The 17,170-nt window shown below is 65.8% G+C and carries 15 protein-coding genes and 1 riboswitch; of the genes, 8 read left to right on the plus strand and 7 right to left on the minus strand.

Annotation, left to right across the window (positions count from 1 at the left end):
• Positions 1-114: 114 nt before the first annotated feature.
• Together rlmN and Q9316_RS17740 are read right to left on the minus strand one after the other, a co-directional pair.
• The gene (gene rlmN / locus Q9316_RS17735) at positions 115-1,344 is read right to left on the minus strand and encodes a 23S rRNA (adenine(2503)-C(2))-methyltransferase RlmN (RefSeq protein WP_371878012.1); all 1,230 of its coding nucleotides are present in this window, start codon (positions 1,342-1,344) and stop codon (positions 115-117) included.
• A 137-nt stretch (positions 1,345-1,481) separates the two neighbouring features.
• Positions 1,482-2,402: a LysR family transcriptional regulator gene (locus tag Q9316_RS17740; protein WP_306032885.1), complete on the minus strand. Its 921-nt coding sequence runs from the start codon at positions 2,400-2,402 to the stop codon at positions 1,482-1,484.
• 130 nt (positions 2,403-2,532) lie between these two features.
• Here Q9316_RS17740 and Q9316_RS17745 point away from each other — a divergent pair, with 130 nt between their 5' ends.
• Positions 2,533-3,933, plus strand: a complete 1,401-nt coding sequence (locus tag Q9316_RS17745; RefSeq protein ID WP_306032886.1) for an MFS transporter — start codon at positions 2,533-2,535, stop codon at positions 3,931-3,933.
• 140 nt (positions 3,934-4,073) lie between these two features.
• Here the strand turns inward: Q9316_RS17745 and Q9316_RS17750 are convergent, their stop codons facing one another.
• The gene (locus Q9316_RS17750) at positions 4,074-5,174 is read right to left on the minus strand and encodes a saccharopine dehydrogenase family protein (protein ID WP_306032887.1); all 1,101 of its coding nucleotides are present in this window, start codon (positions 5,172-5,174) and stop codon (positions 4,074-4,076) included.
• A 112-nt stretch (positions 5,175-5,286) separates the two neighbouring features.
• Between Q9316_RS17750 and Q9316_RS17755 the strand changes: the two genes are divergently transcribed.
• Positions 5,287-5,727 (plus strand): Lrp/AsnC family transcriptional regulator, encoded by a 441-nt coding sequence (locus tag Q9316_RS17755; RefSeq protein WP_306032888.1) that lies wholly within the window; start codon positions 5,287-5,289, stop codon positions 5,725-5,727.
• Here Q9316_RS17755 and Q9316_RS17760 read toward each other — a convergent pair.
• Together Q9316_RS17760 and Q9316_RS17765 are read right to left on the minus strand one after the other, a co-directional pair.
• Positions 5,717-6,970 (minus strand): NAD(P)/FAD-dependent oxidoreductase, encoded by a 1,254-nt coding sequence (locus tag Q9316_RS17760; RefSeq protein ID WP_306032889.1) that lies wholly within the window; start codon positions 6,968-6,970, stop codon positions 5,717-5,719. The genes Q9316_RS17755 and Q9316_RS17760 overlap by 11 nt on opposite strands.
• Positions 6,971-7,057: 87 nt before the next feature.
• Entirely contained in the window at positions 7,058-7,753 is a 696-nt protein-coding gene (locus Q9316_RS17765) for a GntR family transcriptional regulator (protein ID WP_371877934.1), read from the minus strand.
• Positions 7,754-7,895: 142 nt separating this feature from the next.
• On the opposite strand from Q9316_RS17765, the gene Q9316_RS17770 reads away from it, so the two are divergent.
• Positions 7,896-9,239, plus strand: a complete 1,344-nt coding sequence (locus Q9316_RS17770; RefSeq protein WP_306032890.1) for a glutamine synthetase family protein — start codon at positions 7,896-7,898, stop codon at positions 9,237-9,239.
• Complete coding sequence (locus Q9316_RS17775; RefSeq protein ID WP_306032891.1) at positions 9,239-10,543, plus strand: NAD(P)/FAD-dependent oxidoreductase; 1,305 nt, start codon at positions 9,239-9,241, stop codon at positions 10,541-10,543. The genes Q9316_RS17770 and Q9316_RS17775 overlap by 1 nt, the downstream gene beginning before the upstream one ends.
• Positions 10,544-10,620: 77 nt before the next feature.
• Here Q9316_RS17775 and Q9316_RS17780 read toward each other — a convergent pair whose 3' ends face one another.
• Positions 10,621-10,797: a hypothetical protein gene (locus Q9316_RS17780; RefSeq protein ID WP_306032892.1), complete on the minus strand. Its 177-nt coding sequence runs from the start codon at positions 10,795-10,797 to the stop codon at positions 10,621-10,623.
• Between the two features lie 132 nt (positions 10,798-10,929).
• Positions 10,930-11,043, plus strand: a riboswitch (TPP riboswitch).
• 39 nt (positions 11,044-11,082) lie between these two features.
• Between Q9316_RS17780 and thiB the strand changes: the two genes are divergently transcribed.
• From thiB to Q9316_RS17800, 4 genes are all read left to right on the plus strand, one after another.
• Positions 11,083-12,090 carry a thiamine ABC transporter substrate binding subunit gene (gene thiB, locus Q9316_RS17785; protein ID WP_306032893.1) on the plus strand — a complete coding sequence of 336 codons (1,008 nt, stop codon included), beginning with the start codon at positions 11,083-11,085 and terminating at the stop codon, positions 12,088-12,090.
• A gap of 16 nt (positions 12,091-12,106) precedes the next feature.
• Positions 12,107-13,729, plus strand: coding sequence for a thiamine/thiamine pyrophosphate ABC transporter permease (gene thiP / locus Q9316_RS17790; RefSeq protein ID WP_371878014.1), 1,623 nt, complete (start codon positions 12,107-12,109; stop codon positions 13,727-13,729).
• Positions 13,722-14,441 carry a thiamine ABC transporter ATP-binding protein gene (gene thiQ, locus Q9316_RS17795; RefSeq protein ID WP_306032895.1) on the plus strand — a complete coding sequence of 240 codons (720 nt, stop codon included), beginning with the start codon at positions 13,722-13,724 and terminating at the stop codon, positions 14,439-14,441. The genes thiP and thiQ overlap by 8 nt, the downstream gene beginning before the upstream one ends.
• Before the next feature lie 232 nt (positions 14,442-14,673).
• Positions 14,674-16,110, plus strand: a complete 1,437-nt coding sequence (locus Q9316_RS17800) for a M48 family metalloprotease (RefSeq protein WP_306035350.1) — start codon at positions 14,674-14,676, stop codon at positions 16,108-16,110.
• 59 nt (positions 16,111-16,169) lie between these two features.
• Here Q9316_RS17800 and Q9316_RS17805 read toward each other — a convergent pair whose 3' ends face one another.
• Positions 16,170-17,030, minus strand: a complete 861-nt coding sequence (locus Q9316_RS17805) for an RNA polymerase factor sigma-32 (RefSeq protein ID WP_306032896.1) — start codon at positions 17,028-17,030, stop codon at positions 16,170-16,172.
• Between the last annotated feature and the right edge of the window lie 140 nt (positions 17,031-17,170).

The following is a 17,170-nucleotide window of genomic DNA, read 5'->3' on the forward strand; positions in this document are numbered from 1 at the left end:
TCTCCCTAGAATGATTTTAGGCCGGTTCTAGGCAAAACCGCCGTTCAAATCAATTCTCGCAAACCGCTGTTCCAATCACAATTTCTGATAGGAGGGGTGCGGCAGAACGCCCCCTCAGTCGTCCTCGCCGTGTCCGACGATCATCATGGCCTCGAAAGCCATGCGATCGACCTTGCGCATGCGTTCGGATTCCGACTTGAGCTGGCCGCAGGCGGCAAGGATGTCGCGGCCGCGCGGGGTGCGGATCGGCGAGGCGTAGCCGGCCTGGTTGATGAAATCGGCGAAGCGCTCGATCTGCTCCCAGTCCGAACACTGGTAGTTGGTGCCCGGCCAGGGATTGAAGGGGATGAGATTGATCTTCGCCGGAATGCCCTTCAAGAGTTGCACGAGCAGCTTGGCATCCTCCAGCGTATCGTTGACGTCCTTCAGCATCACATATTCGAAGGTGATGCGGCGGGCGTTCGACAGGCTCGGATAGGCGCGGCAGGCGTCGAGCAGTTCCTTCAGCGGATATTTCTTGTTGATCGGCACCAGCATGTCGCGCAGGTCGTCGCGCACCGCATGCAGCGAGATCGCCAGCATGACGCCGATCTCCGAACCGGTGCGGTAGATTTCCGGCACGATGCCCGAGGTCGACAGCGTCACGCGGCGCTTGGAGAGCGACAGGCCGTCGCCGTCGGTGGCAATCAGGAGTGCGGTCTTCACGCTCTCGAAATTGTAGAGCGGTTCGCCCATGCCCATCATGACGATGTTGGAGACCTTGCGGCCGTCGGCGGGCACGATGGCGCCGGCCGGCGTGTCGCGGTCCGGGAAGTCGCCGAGGCGGTCGCGCGCAAGCAGCAGCTGCGCAAGGATTTCCTCGGCCGTCAGGTTGCGCACCAGCTTCTGCGTGCCGGTGTGACAGAAGGAGCAGGTCAGCGTGCAGCCGACCTGGCTGGAAATGCACAGCGTGCCGCGGCCTTCTTCGGGGATGTAGACGGTCTCGATCTCGACCGGCCGGCCGGCGCCGCGCGGCGGGAAACGCAAGAGCCACTTGCGCGTGCCGTCGCTGGACACCTGCTCCTCGACGATCTCCGGACGGGCGATGGCGAAATGCGTCTTCAGCATCTCGCGCATGTCCTTGGAGACATTCGTCATGTCGTCGAAATCGGAGACGCCGCGCACGTAGAGCCAGTGCCAGAGCTGGCTGACGCGCATCTTCACCTGCCGTTCCGCCACGCCCTTTTCAACGAGCGCACGGCCCATGTCCTCGCGGGAAAGGCCGATCAGCGACGGCTTCTCGGCGGCCGGAATGTTGCGGACGACCGGTGCCTTGACCGGCTCGGCCGTGTTGAGAAAATCCATGCTTGCCATCGGGTCATCCTCAAGAACAGGAAGCGCCTGCGCAGGCTCGTGCGCCGCTAGCGGTCCTTGCTCGACTGAAGTTCATCGCGGGCCTGTCACTGCCGACAGATGCGGCTTACGGCCCAGTTGCCGGCCCTTTAGCATTGTTTCGGCGCAAAGTCACCTGCCTTGCCGGTACAGACCTCACGCAGGCACGTCCTCAGCCAGCGATGCGCCGGATCGGCATCCATGCGCGGATGCCAGAGCATGGAGATGGTGAAGGCGGGCAGCGCGAGCGGGAGAGCGAAACTCGCCACGCCGTCGCGAAGCGATATGGTCGAAACATCAGATACGTCGGCGATTAGGTCGGAATTGCGGGCCAGCGTCACCGCCTTGGAAAAACTGGCGACGGTGACGGCTATTGTGCGCTTCAACCCCATCTGCGCCAGCGCCTCGTCGATCGGCCCACGCGCGCGTCTTCCCCGGGAAACGAAGATATGCTTGCCCTCTGCGTAGCGCTCGGCGGTGATGGGCCCGTCCAGCAGCGGATGGCCCTTGCGGACGATGCCGATGAAGCGGTCGCGAAACAACGCCTGCGCCCGCACTTCCGGCCCTGTCGTATCGCCGATCACGCCCGTTTCGAGATCGACCGCCCCGTCGCGCAGCGGCACGCTCTCCTTGTCCGGCTTCGGCACGAAGCTGATCCTGATGCGCGGCGCCTCCTGCGCGATGCGCGCCAGCAGCGCCGGCCCGAACGTATCGACGAAGCCCTCACGGTTGCGCAGGGTGAATGTCCGCTCCAGCGCCCCGAGGTCGAGGAGCTTGGCCGGCCGCAGAAGCGCTTCCGCCTCCTCGACGACGCGGCCGACGTCCTGCCGCAGTTCCAGCGCCCGCGGAGTGGGAACGAGCCCTCGCCCGGCGCGCACCAGCAGCGGATCGCCGGTCACCTGCCTGAGGCGGGCGAGCGCGCGGCTCATCGCCGAGGGACTGAGCCGCAGCCGCTGAGCGGCACGCGCGACATTGCCCTCGGCAAGCAGCACGTCGAGCGTAACGAGGAGATTGAGATCGGGTCTGGCCATGCACGATCCTAGCATGCCTACCGGAAGATGACATGGCGTTTGATGCATGTATTGAATGCAAATGATGCGTCTTCCGCCATGTCATCCTGCGGCGCATATCTGCTCCGAAGAGGCCGCGAAGGAGCATGCCATGGATCAAGCACAAACCATTGAAACGAAAGCAGGGAGGGCGGGAGCGCTTGCCGGCCTCTCGCTCTCCATCCTGCTTTCCTCGCTCGGCACCAGCATCGCCAATGTCGCCCTGCCGACCCTCGGCGAGGCCTTTTCGGCCACGTTCCAGCAGGTCCAGTGGGTGGTGCTTGCCTATCTTCTGGCGAGCACCGTGCTGATCGCCGGCATCGGGCGGCTTGGAGATCTCTTCGGCCGCCGCCGACTGCTTCTGGCGGGGCTCGCGCTCTTCTCGCTCGCCTCGCTGCTTTGCGGCCTGTCATCGTCACTGCCGGTGCTCATTGCCGCCCGTGCCGTCCAGGGGGCGGGGGCGGCCGCCATGATGGCGCTCGCCATGGCCTTCGTCAGTGAAACCGTTCCGAAGGAGCGGATCGGCAGCGTCATGGGCCTCTTCGGCACGACTTCCGCGGTGGGCACCGCCCTCGGACCCTCGCTGGGCGGGCTGCTGATCACCGGCTTCGGCTGGCCGGCGGTCTTCCTCGTCGCCGTCCCGTTCGGCCTTCTGACCTTCGCACTCGTCTGGCGCTCCCTGCCCGCAGACCGCACTCCTGCGACACAAGCCCGCTTCGATCTTGCCGGAGCAGGCCTGCTCGCCGCAGCGCTGACAGCCTATGCGCTGGCAATGACGATCGGCAAGGGCCGGCTTGGCCTTTTGAACGTGACCCTCATCGCGCTGTCGCTTGCCGGCGCCGCGCTCTTCGTCCTGCGGCAGAAGACGGCCGCCTCCCCGCTGATCCGGCCCGCCGCCTTCCGCCGCCAAAGCTTTCCCGCCAGCCTTGCGGCCAACCTGCTCGTGGCGACGGTGATCATGGTGACGCTGGTCGTCGGGCCGTTCTATCTGTCGCGCACGCTCGGCCTCGGCCCCGCCGCAGTCGGCTTCGTGCTGGCGACAGGCCCCCTCGTCTCCGTTTTCAGCGGCGTCCTCGCCGGCCGGCTGGTAGATCGCTTCGGGGCCGCGCCGATGGTGCTTGCTGGGCTTGCGACGATGGCGGCGGGCGCGGCGGGGCTGCCGGTATTCTCGGCCCTCTTCGGCCTCCCCGGCTATATCGCGGCGATCGCCGTCCTGACGCCGGGCTACCAATTGTTCCAGGCCGCCAACAATGCCGGCGTCATGATGGGCGTTCCACCGGATGAAAGAGGCATCACTTCGGGCCTGCTCAACCTGTCGCGCAATCTCGGCCTGATCACCGGCGCCTCGCTGATGGGCGCGGTCTTCACCGCGGCCGTCGGAACGGCGGATGTGGCGAGCGCGAACGGCACAGCCGTCGCCTCGGGCATGCATGTCACCTTCACGGTTGCCGCCCTGCTGATCCTGTCGGCCCTCGCTCTGATGACCGCCGGTTCGAGACGCCGAGCCGCGTGAAAACCACGCAAAGAAAAGGGCCCCGGAGAGGCCCTATTTTTATTGGTTCGCGCCTTTGTGGCGTTCTTTTCTTCCCCGCGGCTGGGCCACGATGCGAAAACGCCCCGGAGCTGGCCGGGGCGTTGAAGGGTTGACGAAAATCAGGCGGCGCGGGCGCCGTGGTTTTCCTGGGCGTAGTAGTGGCCGAAGCGGTTGGCGAGGAAGGCGTCGAGGGCGATTTCTTCCTGGCGGACGAAGCCTTCCGCACGCAGCGAACCGTCGGCGAGCATGTCGAGCACGGCGCAGATCGAGCCGGCCGTCGTGATCTGGATGGCGGAATGCAGGGCGCCGGCGACCGGGGCGCTGTAGACCTTGTTGGCGTAGGTTTCCTGGATAAGGCGGCCGCCCTTGCGGCCCGAGACGGTCACGAAGATGATGACGACGTCCTGCGTGGTGGTCGGCAGGGCGTTTTCGAAGATGTCCTTCAGCACTTCGCGGCGATGACGCAGGCCGAGATCGTTGAGCAGCGCCTTCATGATGGCGGCGTGGCCCGGATAGCGGATCGTGCGGTAGTTCAGCGTGCGCACCTTGCCCTTCAGCGTCTCGCAGAGCGTGCCGAGGCCGCCGGACGTGTTGAAGGCCTCATAGGTGACGCCGTCGAGCGAGAATTCCTCGCGCTCTTCCAGCGCCGGGACCTCGATCAGCGCGCCTTCGACGATGGCTTCGCAGGGCTCGATATATTCGTTGATGACGCCGTCGGTGCTCCAGGTGAGGTTGTAGTTGAGCGCGTTGGACGGGTACTGCGGCAGGGCGCCGACGCGCATGCGCACGCTTTCGAGCGAATCGAAGCGGCTGGCGAGGTCGTTGGCGACGATGGAGATGAAGCCAGGTGCGAGACCGCACTGCGGAATGAACGCCGTCTTGGCATTCTCGGCGATGCGCTTGACCTGGCGGGTGGATTCGACGTCTTCCGTGAGGTCGAGATAGTGCACGCCGGCAGCAGCGGCGGCTTCCGCGATGGCGACCGTCAGGTGGTAGGGCGCGGCGGAGAGAACGGCGAACTTGCCGGTGAGGAGCGCCTTCATGGCCGCAGCGTCGGCGATATCGACGACCGCGGTCGAAACGGCATCGTGGCGCTCGATAGCGGCGAGCTGCTCGTCCGAACGGTCGGCGACGGTGACGCGGTAGTCCCCGCTGTGAGCCAGCATGCGGGCGATGGTCGAGCCGATCTTGCCTGCGCCGATGACGACGATGTCTTTCATGTGATTTCCCTCCGGCATGAATTGATGCTCTTATTTTGAGGGCAGGAGGTGTCGATTTAAAGCGCCGTATCTGACATAATGCGCAATCAGTATCGGCAGAACGACGGTAAAAATGAGCATTTCGACGCTAGGCGCCAAAGACCGCGAACTCCTCTCCATTCTCAGCGAGAACGCCCGCGAGCAGACGGCGACCATTGCCCGCAGGCTCGGGCTTTCGCGCACCACCGTGCAGGCGAAGATCGACCGGCTGGAGCGCGACGGGGTGATCGCCGGCTATGGCGTCAAGCTGTCCGACGCCTATGAGAGCGGCATGGTGAAGGCGCATGTGCTGATCACCATCGCGCCGAAGACGCTGGCGCGCATCACGACGGACCTGCATGCCATCTCGGCGGTACGCACGCTGCATTCGGTGAGCGGCAGCTTCGACCTCATCGCCATCGTAGAGGCAACGTCGATCGCCGAACTCGACCACCTGATCGACCGGATCGGCGCGATCGACGGCGTGGAGCGCACGCTGTCGTCGATCATCCTGTCGACGCGGATCAGGCGATAAACCGCTCGGGCCGGTACGGCCCGATGTTGATCACGGTGCGTTCGCCCAGCATCTTCTCCGCCAGCACGCGGCCGGTGATGGGGCCGAGCGTCATGCCGTGGTGCGCGTGGCCGAAGGCGAACCAGAGGCCGGCATGGCGCGGCGCCTTGCCGATGACCGGCATCATGTCCGGCGTGCAGGGGCGCGCGCCCATCCACGGCTCCTCGTCGCGGCGCTCGGCGAGCGGAAAGAATTCACGCGCCACCTTTTCGGCGCGGCGCAGCTGGACGGGTGTCTTGCGCGTATCGCGCCGGGCGAATTCGGCGCCGGTGGTCAGACGTATGCCGCGCAGCATCGGCGCGAGGAAATAGCCGCGCTCGGCGTCGAGCACCCAGTTGTTGAGCGTCGCGCCTTCCTCGGCCCCGTAATGCATGTGGTAGCCGCGCTTGACGGCGAGCGGGAAGCGGTAGCCGAGCCGGCGCGTCACCGTATCGGCCCAGGGGCCGAGCGCCACGACGACGTCCTTCGCTTCCAGCGGCCCCTCGGGTGTGGCGATGCGCCAGCCCTCACCTTCCAGCACATGCTCGATGGTGGCGGCATCGCCCGATTTCAGCTCGCCGCCGAGCGACTGGAGATAGGCGAGGTAGCGCTTCAGCAGGCTCTGCGGATCGCGGATCGACCAGGGATCGGTCCAGCGCAGGCCGCCCGTCAGCTCGGCGCGGATATGCGGCTCGGCCGCGGCCACTTCGGCCGTCGTCAGCTTCTGGTGGTTGACGCCGAAATTCGCCGAGAGCTTTTCGGCCTCCGCATAGGCCGCATCGCGCGCCTTTTCCGAACGGAACACCTTCATCCAGCCGTCCTTGCGGATGAGGTCATCCGCACCGGAAGCGGCGATCAGGTCGGCATGCTCGCTGATCGAATGCTCGATGAGCGGGGCATAGAGATGGGCGATGCTCTGGTGCTGGCGGAAGCCCGAATGCCACCAGTAGCGCGCAAGGAAGGGAATGATGCCGGGGATCGCCGAGGGGTGGTAATGCGCGTCGATCGTGTTGTTCAGCGCATAGCGGAACAGCGCGCCGAAATCGTGCGGGAAACCATAGGGGAAGACGCCTTCGCGCTGGATGAGGCCGGCATTGCCGTAGGAAGTTTCCTCCGCCGCGCCGCGCCGGTCGACGAGCACCACCGACTTGCCGCGCCGCGCAAGATGGATCGCCGCCGAAATGCCGACCACGCCCGCGCCGAGAACAATGACATCCGTCTTCATCTGCCTGCCCCAAAGGAAAATCCCATTGGCGCATCAATGCATGGGCGCTCTCGGCAAGGCAACACCGGCCGGCACGCGCCGGTGGCCTTATTGCCCCGCAAGCCGCAGAAGATTCTCGATCGCCGATCGCTCGAAACCGCCGATGCCCTCGGAAATATCGGCCTTGATCGCAGCCGCCACCGCGTTCTCGTCGCGCTTGCGCAATGCCTCGATCGCCTCCTGATGGCGATCGACGAAATAGAGCTGGGCGACATGCTCCATGGCGATGCCGAGGAAGGGGCCGAGCTGGAGCCAGACGCTTTCCACCATCGGCATGATCACCTGCTCGGGATTGGCGGTATAGAGCGTGCGATGGAATTCCTGGTTCAGCAGCAGTGCGGTCGCGTTGTCCTTGCGTAAGATCGCCTCGTCCTGCGCCCTGTCGATTTCCTCGAGCCTGTCGATGCGGCGCTCGGTGATGTGGGGCACGGCGCGGCGGGCGGCGTGCTGCTCCAGCACGGAGCGCAGCGAGACGAGTTCGCTGAAGCGGTCCGCCGTCATGCGCGGCACCATGATCCGCCTGTTGTCGAGCACGCGCAGCGCACCCTCGGAGGATAGCCGCCGCAGCGCCTCGCGCACCGGCGTCGGGCTGCTCTCCATCGCTTCGGCGATGCCGCGGATGGTCAGCGATTCGCCGGGGCGGATCGATCCCACCATGATCGCCTGGCGCAGGCGCCGATGCGCATATTCATGCGTCGTCATGCCTTCCGGCCGGTCCAGCGGTTCCAGCGCCAAATTGCCCAATGCATCTCTCCTGTGCGAGGCTGCCGGGTGCTACCCTATCCTCTGGAACAGGTTCTAGCAGCTTGACCCACGACAAGAAAGTGTGCATATCTTGAAAATGTGATCACAAAAAGAATTATGTGATACGGAAGGGGACCATGCGGTGAACGACGATTCCAACTGGCTGATCAATGCGGATGGCGTGGAGAGCATCCAGGCCGTCGTCTGCGACCTGAACGGCATCCTGCGCGGCAAGCGCGTGCCCGTCGGGCAGGCGGAAAAGGTTTTGAAGGGCGGCATCCGCATGCCGCTTTCCATCGTCGGCGTCGACGTCTGGGGAGAGGACATCGTCGGCTCCAGCCACGTCTTCGCCAGCGGCGATACGGACGGCATCTGCGCGGCCACCGGCCGCGGCGCGCTGCCCGTGAGCTGGACGCTGAAGCCCTCCGCCGTCGTGCCGCTCTGGCTGTTCAAGGAGAGCGGCGAGCCCTTCCTGGCCGATCCGCGCCAGGCGCTCGCCAATATCGTGCGGCAGTATCATGAACTCGGCCTGCGCCCGGTCGTCGCCTCCGAGATGGAATTCTACCTGATCGATGCCGAGCCCGACCATGCCGAGCCGCCGATCTCGCCCTATACCGGCAAGCGCCTGGATTCTGACGCCATCCTCTCCATCGACGAACTCGACGATTTCGGCCAGTTCTTCTCCGACGTCTATGCGGAATGCGAGCGGCAGAACGTGCCCGCCGATTCCGCCGTCGCGGAAAACGGCATCGGCCAGTTCGAGATCAACCTGATCCATTCCGACGATCCGTTGAAGGCCGCCGACGACGCGCTGTTCTTCAAGCGCATCATCAAGGGCATCGCGCGCAAGCACGGCTTTGCCGCCACCTTCATGGCCAAGCCCTACGGCATGCGCTCGGGCAGCGGCATGCACATGCATTTCAGCGTGATCGACGAGGACGGCAACAATGTCTTCGACGACGGCACTGCCGAGGGGTCGGCCATCATGAAGCATGCCGTCGCCGGCCTGACACGCGGCATGGCGGAATCGACCCTTCTTTTCGCCCCGCACTACAATTCCTATCGCCGCCTTCGCCCCGATACGCACGCGCCGACCTCGATTTCCTGGGGCTACGAGAACCGCACCGCCGCCATCCGCATTCCCGGCGGCAACCACAAGGCACGACGCATCGAGCATCGCGTTGCCGGCGCCGACGCCAATCCGTACCTCGTCATGGCCGGCATCCTGGGCGCCGCCCTCGTCGGCATCCGCAACAAGTGGGAGCCGCCGGCGCCGGTCTCGGGCCGCGCCTACCTCTCGCAACTGCCGCGCATCCCCTCGGAATGGGGCTCGGCCGTCACCGCCTTCGAGAACGGCTCGATCGTCTCGGAAATCTTCGATGCGGATCTCCGCTCCATGCTGATCGCCTGCAAGCGGCAGGAAATCGCCGGTTTCGCCGAACAGGTGACCGACTTCGAGTTCAGCGCCTACCTGGAAATCGTCTGATGGCCAACAACCAGTCCTATGCCGGCAACGGCGCCTATCCCGACAGCTACTACGCCGCCTCCCGCAACATCATCCGCACGCCGAAGGTGCTGGAAGGCGCGGTCACGGCCGATATCGCCGTGCTCGGCGCCGGCTATTCGGGCCTTTCGACCGCCATCCACCTTGCCGAGAAGGGCTACAAGGTGGTGATGGTCGAAGGCGCCGGCATCGGCTGGGGCGCGTCCGGTCGCAACGGTGGCCAGGTCGTCAACGGCCTCAATGCCAGCCTCGACACGATCAAGCGCCGCTACGGCGATCAGGCCGGCGCTTTCGTCGGCGGCCTCGTGCAGGAAGGCGGCAAGATCATCCGCCGCCTCGTCTCCCAGTACCAGATCGACTGCGACCTGAAGGACGGCAACATCTACGCCGCCTATACGCCGGCCCACATGAAGGAGCTGGAGCACAAGAAGGCGCTGTGGAAGAGCTACGGTATGGACGACCACCAGATGCTGGACAAGGCGGCGATCCAGAAGCTGGTGAAGACCGACGCCTATATCGGCGGCATGCTGGACACGACCGGCGGCCACATGCACCCGCTCAACCTTACCCTCGGCGAGGCCAAAGCGCTGGAATCGCTCGGCGGCGTGATCTACGAGCAGTCGCCCGTCCTCCGCGTCGAGCACGAGGCGGAAAAGCCCGTCATCCATACGGCGAAGGGCAGCGTGACCGCGAACACCGCCGTGCTCTGCGGCAATGCCTATCTCGGCCATGTCGTGCCGAAGCTCGTCTCGCGCGTCATGCCCGTCTCGACCCAGATGGTGGCCACCGAGCCGCTCGGCGAGCGCGCCGATGCGCTCATCCCGAGCGACATGTGCGTGGAGGACGTGCGCTACATCCTCGACTATTTCCGCCTGTCGGCCGACAAGCGCATGATCTTCGGCGGCGGCACCGTCTATGGCGGCACCGACCCGGCGGATGTCAGGGCAAAGATCCGCCCGAACCTCGAAAAGGTCTTCCCGTCGCTGAAGGGCGTGAAGATCGACTATGCCTGGAGCGGCAATTTCGCGCTTTCCTTCTCGCGCGTGCCGCAGATGGGCAAGATCGGCAGGAACACCTATTTCGCCCACGGCTACAGCGGCCACGGCGTCACCGGCTCGCATCTCTTCGGCAAGATCCTGAGCGAGGCGATCCACGGCGACCTGTCGCGCTTCAGCCAGTTCGAGAAGCTGCCCTGGATCCCCTTCCCGGGCGGGCGCATGTTCCGCGCGCAATACTCCACCATCGGTTCCTGGTGGTACCAGTTCAAGGACGCCTTCGGCCTCTGAGACCGGCCGGACCGTCGCACACCAAAAAGCCCGGATGTGAAGAACATCCGGGCTTTTTCGGGTCGGTCATTCAATGCTTAGCGGCAGACCTTGATGCGCTTGACGAAGACATTGCCGTAATAGTCGTAGGACTTGATCTTCTTGACGAAGCAGTGCGGCTGGTAGCCGTAGCTGTAGTAACCGGCCTGCGAGGGGGCGGCGAAGGAAACGGCGGCGACGATGGCGACGGTGGCGGAAACGATGAACTTGCGCATGGGGTCTCTCCTGATCTCTTGAAGGACGAGCCTCTCTCGTCCGGTGATCAGAAGGTCTCACATCGCCCGTCTGCCCGCTGTCTCGCGGGGAACAGCCCCTTGCGCGCCGCGCAAAGCGGCATTATGCCTTGTCCTGCTCTAACGGGGTGCTCCGCGGGTTCCGATCCGCAGGCTGAGAGGCTTTTCTGCCAACCCGAAGAACCTGATCCGGTTAGCACCGGCGGAGGGATTAGACGGCACATTCCAGCGCCCTATTCCCGTTTGTGACCAGACAAGGAGGCGCTGATGCGCACGGCATTTCTTTCTTCCATCGCGGCGCTCGCCGTATCCTTCGCCCTTCCCGCCCTCGCGCAGGAAAAGACGCTGACCGTCTACACCTATGAAAGCTTCGTCGCCGAATGGGGCCCGGGGCCGAAGGTCAAGGAAGAATTCGAGAAGACCTGCGGCTGCAAGGTCGAATGGGTCGGCGTCGCCGACGGCGTCGAGCTTCTGACGCGCCTCAAGCTCGAAGGCGAAGGCACCAAGGCCGACCTGGTGCTCGGCCTCGACACCAACCTCATCACCGAAGCCAAGGCGACCGGCCTCTTCGAGCCCCACGGCCTCTCGCCGGAAGGCCTGACGGTGCCGGGCGGTTTTTCCGACGACACGTTCCTGCCCTATGACTACGGCCATTTCGCCGTCGTCTATGACAGCGAGACGCTGAAGACCCCACCGGCGAGCCTCAAGGAACTGGTCGAGGGCGATGCATCCCAGAAGATCGTCATCGAGGACCCGCGCACCTCGACGCCGGGCCTCGGCCTGCTGCTCTGGGTCAAGTCGGTCTATGGCGACAAGTCCGCGGAAGCATGGGAAAAGCTCAAGGATCGCGTACTGACCGTCACCCCCGGCTGGTCGGAAGCCTACGGCCTCTTCACCAAGGGTGAGGCGCCGATGGTGCTCTCCTACACCACCTCGCCGGCCTATCACGTCATCGCGGAGAAATCCGAGCGCTACAAGGCGGCGGCCTTCTCCGAGGGACACTATATCCAGATCGAGGTCGCCGGCCTGACGCGCACCTCCGACGACAAGGATCTCGCCCGCCAGTTCCTCACCTTCATGACGGGGCCGGATTTCCAGTCGATCATCCCGGAAACCAACTGGATGATGCCGGCCGCCAAGACCCGCGATCCGTTGCCCGCCGCCTTCGGCGCGCTGGTGAAGCCGGAAAAGACCTTCCTGATGTCGTCGGACGAGGTCGCGGCGAACCGCAAGGCCTGGATCGACGAATGGCTCGGCGCGATGAGCGCCAAGTAACAGGGCAGGCAAGGTGATCTTCGCCCGCGCCGAACGACGGACGCTGCGCATCGCCGGGGGCCTTGCCCTCGGCGGCGTGCTCGCCTTCGTCGGCGCGGCGACCATCGTCCTGCTCGGCCATGCGGGCGGCGGCAGCGGCGCACCGCTGTTCGACACCTATATCGGGCGCGTCGCGCAATTCACGCTGATGCAGGCGGCACTTTCGACGCTCCTCTCCATCGTGCTTGCCATTCCCGTCGCGCGGGCACTCGCCCGCCAGCGCAGCTTCCGGGGCCGCGTCTGGATCATCCGGCTTTCCGTCGTGCCGCTCGGCCTGCCGGCGCTGGTGGCGGCGCTCGGCGTCATCGAGATCTGGGGGCGGCAGGGCGTCGTCAACGATCTCCTGCGCCTCGCCGGACTGCAGAATCCGGTCAGCGTCTATGGTCTCGCCGGCATCCTGATCGCCCACGTCTTCTTCAACCTGCCGCTCGCCGCGCGCTTCCTGCTCGCCGCGCTCGACCGCATCCCGCCGGAATACTGGCTCTCCTCCGCCAATCTCGGCATGCGGAGCGGGGCGGTCTTCCGGCTCATCGAGTGGCCGGTCATCCGCCGCGTCCTGCCCGGCATCGCCGGCCTCGTCTTCATGCTCTGCGTGACGAGCTTCACCATCGCCCTGACGCTCGGCGGCGGGCCGGCGGCAAGCACCATCGAGGTCGCCATCTACCAGGCGCTGCGCTTCGATTTCGATCCCGCGCGCGCCGTGCTGCTCGCCTTCCTGCAGATCGCCGTCACGGCGATCCTGCTCTGGCTGATCTCGCTGCTTGCCCATCCGCCGGAAGAGGGCATGACGGCCGGCCGTGCCATCCGCCGCTTCGACGGCCGCCGCCACCGCCTTGCCGACGGGCTCGTCCTCGTCGCCTTCACCCTGTTCACCGCCGCGCCGCTCGCCGCGACCCTCGCCTCGGGCCTTGCCGCCGATTTCGGCCGGCTGGCGCTCGACCCGCTGCTGCACCGGGCGCTTCTCACCAGCCTAGCCATTTCACTTGCCTCGGCGGGACTCAGCCTCGCCATCGCGCTGCCGGTCGTGCTGGTGCCACGGGTTGCCGAGGCGGGCGCTGCCGGCCTTGCGACCCGGCTGATGGGCCGTGCGCTGCCGGCGGTCGGCTCGCTGATCCTGCTGGTACCGCCTGTCGTCGTGGCGACCGGCTGGTTCCTGATGCTGCGCATCTTCGGCGAGACGGGCCGGTTCGCGCCTGCCGTCGTCACCGTGCTCAACGCGCTGATGGCGCTGCCCTTCGTCGTGCGCGTGCTGGAGCCCGCCTACCGCACCCACCTTTCCCGCACCGCGCGCCTCGCGCTTAGCCTCGGCGTCACCGGCTGGCAGCGCTTTTCCTGGATCGACTGGCCGGCGCTGAAAAAGCCTTTCCTCACCGCCTTCGCCTTCGCCATGGCGCTGTCGCTCGGCGATCTCGGCGCCGTCGCCATCTTCGGCGCGGAAGGCTTCGTCACCCTGCCCTGGCTGCTGTTTTCCCGCATGGCGAGCTACCGGACCGCGGATGCCGCCGGCATCGCGCTGATCCTCGGCGTGCTATGCCTGCTGCTCACGCTGCCGTCGACGACGTCGGAGCGCCCAACCGAAAGACCCGGCTCCGATGCCTGACATTGCCGTTCGCCTTGCCGACGTCACCGTGCGCTTTTCGCAAAAGCAGCTTTCCTTCGACTGTGCCATCCCGACCGGCGCGGCCGTCGCCGTCGCCGGCCCCTCGGGCGCGGGCAAGTCCACGCTCTTCAACGTCATCACCGGTTTCGAGAAGCCGGCAAGCGGCAGCGTCACCCTGCTCGGGCAGGACATGGCCGGTCGCGATCCGGCGGAACGGCCGGTCTCGATCGTCTTCCAGGACAACAACCTTTTCGCCCACCTTTCCATCGCCGACAATGTCGGCCTCGGCATCGATCCCGGGCTGAAGCTCGATTCCGCCGCGCGTCAGAGCGTTTTCGCCGCGCTGGCGCGGGTCGGCCTCGGCGGCTACGAGCGGCGCCTGCCGGGCTCGCTTTCCGGCGGCGAGCGGCAGCGGGTGGCGCTCGCCCGCGCGCTGGTGCGCCGCCGGCCGATCCTGCTTCTGGACGAGCCCTTCGCCGCGCTCGATCCGGCCATGCGGGCGGAAATGGCAAGCCTGTTGCACGAGCTTCACGCCGAGACGAAAAGCACCATGCTCTTCATCACCCACCAGCCGGAAGATATCCGGCGGCTTGCCGAGCGGGTACTGTTCCTCGAGGCCGGCGCGATCGTCGCCGACGATCCGATAGCGGCTTTCCTGGCGCGCCGGGATCCACCGGCCGTTGCAAAATTCCTCGGCCATACCGCGCCTTAGCCGAAGACGGGGCGGTTTGGCCGGCCGCCGCGCCACAATTTGGACGCCCCCCTGTGTCACCGGAGCCACATGGGAGCCGTTTGTCGAATCGGGAGTTGCCGGCCGGGTATGGCGCGTCTATCTCATCGGTTCGAGAACCCGGTCAGGGCTATGGGCAAGAGAGATGGCGAAAGAAACGCAGGTAGCTGCAACAGTATCCGGACGTGGGGTCTTGAGGCCCGTCGCGGCCTTGATGCTTGCCGGCACGCTGCTGGCCGGCTGCCAGTCGATCATCGAGCAGACCTATGAGCCGACGATCTCGCCCTCGTCCAATCCGCAGATCGTCGACGAGGTGCAGAAGAACGACCCGCGCGCCCAGATGGGCGCCCGCGAGCATCCGCGCATCGTGGCGAGCTACGGCGGCGAATACAAGGACGCCAAGACCGAACGGCTCGTCGCGCGCATCACCGGCGCGCTGACGGCGGTGTCGGAAAACCCGAACCAGTCCTACCGCATCACCATCCTCAATTCGCCCGCCATCAACGCCTTCGCGCTGCCGGGCGGCTATCTCTACGTCACGCGCGGCCTGCTGGCGCTTGCCAACGACGCCTCGGAAGTCGCGGCCGTGCTGTCGCACGAAATGGCGCACGTCACCGCCAACCACGGCATCGAGCGGCAGAAGAAGGAAGAGGCGGAAGTCATCGCGAGCCGCGTGGTGGCCGAAGTGCTTTCCAGCAACATCGCCGGCAAGCAGGCGCTGGCGCGCGGCAAGCTGCGCCTCGCCGCCTTCTCGCGCAACCAGGAACTCCAGGCCGACGTTATCGGCGTGCGCATGCTGGGCGAAGCGGGCTACGACCCCTACGCCGCCGCGCGCTTCCTGGATTCCATGGCCGCCTACGCCCGCTTCACCGCGGTCGATCCCGATTCCGACCAGAGCCTGGACTTCCTGTCGAGCCATCCGAACGCGCCGCAGCGCGTGGAACTGGCGCGCCTGCATGCCCGCGCCTTCGGCGCGGAGGGCACGATCGGGGAAAGCGGCCGCGACTACTATCTTGCCGGCATCGACGGCCTGCTCTACGGCGACGCGCCGGAAGAGGGCTATGTGCGCGGCCAGACCTTCCTGCACGGCAAGCTCGGCATCCGCTTCGACGTACCGGCCGGCTTCCAGATCGACAACAAGGCCGAGGCGGTGCTGGCGACGGGCCCCGGCGATGTGGCGATCCGCTTCGACGGCGTTGCCGACAGCCGCGGCCAGGACCTCGTCAACTACATTTCGAGCGGCTGGGTGACGGGTCTGCGGCCCGAGACGATCCGGCCGGTCACGATCAACGGCCTGCCCGCGGCAACCGCCAAGGCCGCCGCCGACCGTTGGGAATTCGACGTCACGGTCGTGCGCATCGACAACCAGATTTACCGCTTCCTGACGGCCGTTCCGGCCGGCTCGAAGGCGCTGGAGCCGACGGCGGCGATCCTTCGAAGCTCGTTCCGCAAGCTGACGACAGCGGAGGTCGCCTCGCTGAAGCCGCTGCGGGTGCGCGTCATCACCGCGCGCGCCGGAGATACCGTCGCCTCGCTCGCCGGGCGCATGATGGGCACGGACCGCAAGCTGGATCTGTTCCGCCTGATCAACGCCATGACCGCGACGAGCACGGTGCGGCCGGGCGGGAAATTCAAAATCATCAGCGAGTAAACGAAAGCCGGCACACGTCGGGATGTGCGCCGGCTAATGACATGCTCTATCGCATTGTCTCAGGCGTAGGCGAAATCCGTCGTCTTGCTGATCAGCACGGCCTTCAGCTTTTCCAGCGCCCGGTTCTCGATCTGGCGGACGCGTTCCTTGGAGATGCCGAGCACGGCGCCGAGCTCTTCGAGCGTTGCGCCGTCCTCCGCCAGCCGCCGGGCGCGGATGATCTTCATCTCGCGCTCGTTGAGCTGGCCGAGAGCGGACTGCAGCCAGGAACGGCGGCGTTCGCCATCGATGCTGCCCTCCGCCTGCTCGTCAGGTAGAGGCTCGTCGCTAGTGAGAAAATCGAGACGGTTCGAGCCTTCGCCTTCGCCAGCCGAGATCGGCGCCTGTAACGAGACGTCGGAGGCGGAGAGACGGGCATCCATCGTGCGCACATCCGCGGTCGAAACGCCGATCGCGGCGGCGATCTCCTGATGCATGGCCTCGCTGGTCAGATAGGTGTCGCCGCGAGCGAGCCGGGCACGCAGGCGCCTGAGATTGAAGAACAGCGCCTTCTGGGCGGAACTGGTGCCGCCGCGCACGATCGACCAGTTGCGCAGAACGTAATCCTGGATCGAGGCACGGATCCACCAGCTGGCATAGGTGGAGAAGCGCACCTGCCGCTCCGGCTCGAAGCGGGCGGCCGCCTCCAGGAGGCCGATGTAGCCTTCCTGAACGAGATCGCTCAGCGGCAGGCCGAAGTTGCGGAACTTGCCGGCCATCGAAACGACGAGGCGCATATGGGCCATGGCTATGCGGTTGCGGGCTTCCTGATCCTTGTCGTCCTTCCAGGCGTGGGCCAGCGCCTGCTCCTCGGCGCGCTCAAGATAGGGGGCGGACATTGCGAGCTTGATCATGCGGCGGTCTGCGGTCGTCGTAGCCATGGCGGGTCTCTCCACGTGAACCGAACCGGGGCAAGGAAATGAGCCTTGCGCCCTGCTTGATGATGACGTTTCAAAGCGGCCGATGGTTCGTTCGAAAGCGGTTTTTCGAAACGATGAAGTGGTTGCGCCACGCCCTCGGC

This window comes from Shinella zoogloeoides (assembly GCF_030733845.1).
In the GTDB taxonomy this organism is placed as follows: Bacteria; Pseudomonadota; Alphaproteobacteria; order Rhizobiales; family Rhizobiaceae; genus Shinella; species Shinella zoogloeoides_C.

Bases quoted from the DNA above. Each gene is read 5' to 3' on its own strand.
- Q9316_RS17740 (WP_306032885.1), bottom strand. From the start codon at position 2,402: ATGGCCAGACCCGATCTCAATCTCCTCGTTACGCTCGACGTGCTGCTT.
- Q9316_RS17800 (WP_306035350.1), top strand. From the start codon at position 14,674: ATGCTTGCCGGCACGCTGCTGGCCGGCTGCCAGTCGATCATCGAGCAG.
- Q9316_RS17750 (WP_306032887.1), bottom strand. From the start codon at position 5,174: ATGAAAGACATCGTCGTCATCGGCGCAGGCAAGATCGGCTCGACCATC.
- thiQ (WP_306032895.1), top strand. From the start codon at position 13,722: ATGCCTGACATTGCCGTTCGCCTTGCCGACGTCACCGTGCGCTTTTCG.
- Q9316_RS17775 (WP_306032891.1), top strand. From the start codon at position 9,239: ATGGCCAACAACCAGTCCTATGCCGGCAACGGCGCCTATCCCGACAGC.
- Q9316_RS17805 (WP_306032896.1), bottom strand. From the start codon at position 17,030: ATGGCTACGACGACCGCAGACCGCCGCATGATCAAGCTCGCAATGTCC.
- thiB (WP_306032893.1), top strand. From the start codon at position 11,083: ATGCGCACGGCATTTCTTTCTTCCATCGCGGCGCTCGCCGTATCCTTC.
- Q9316_RS17755 (WP_306032888.1), top strand. From the start codon at position 5,287: ATGAGCATTTCGACGCTAGGCGCCAAAGACCGCGAACTCCTCTCCATT.
- Q9316_RS17745 (WP_306032886.1), top strand. From the start codon at position 2,533: ATGGATCAAGCACAAACCATTGAAACGAAAGCAGGGAGGGCGGGAGCG.
- Q9316_RS17780 (WP_306032892.1), bottom strand. From the start codon at position 10,797: ATGCGCAAGTTCATCGTTTCCGCCACCGTCGCCATCGTCGCCGCCGTT.
- Q9316_RS17760 (WP_306032889.1), bottom strand. From the start codon at position 6,970: ATGAAGACGGATGTCATTGTTCTCGGCGCGGGCGTGGTCGGCATTTCG.
- rlmN (WP_371878012.1), bottom strand. From the start codon at position 1,344: ATGGATTTTCTCAACACGGCCGAGCCGGTCAAGGCACCGGTCGTCCGC.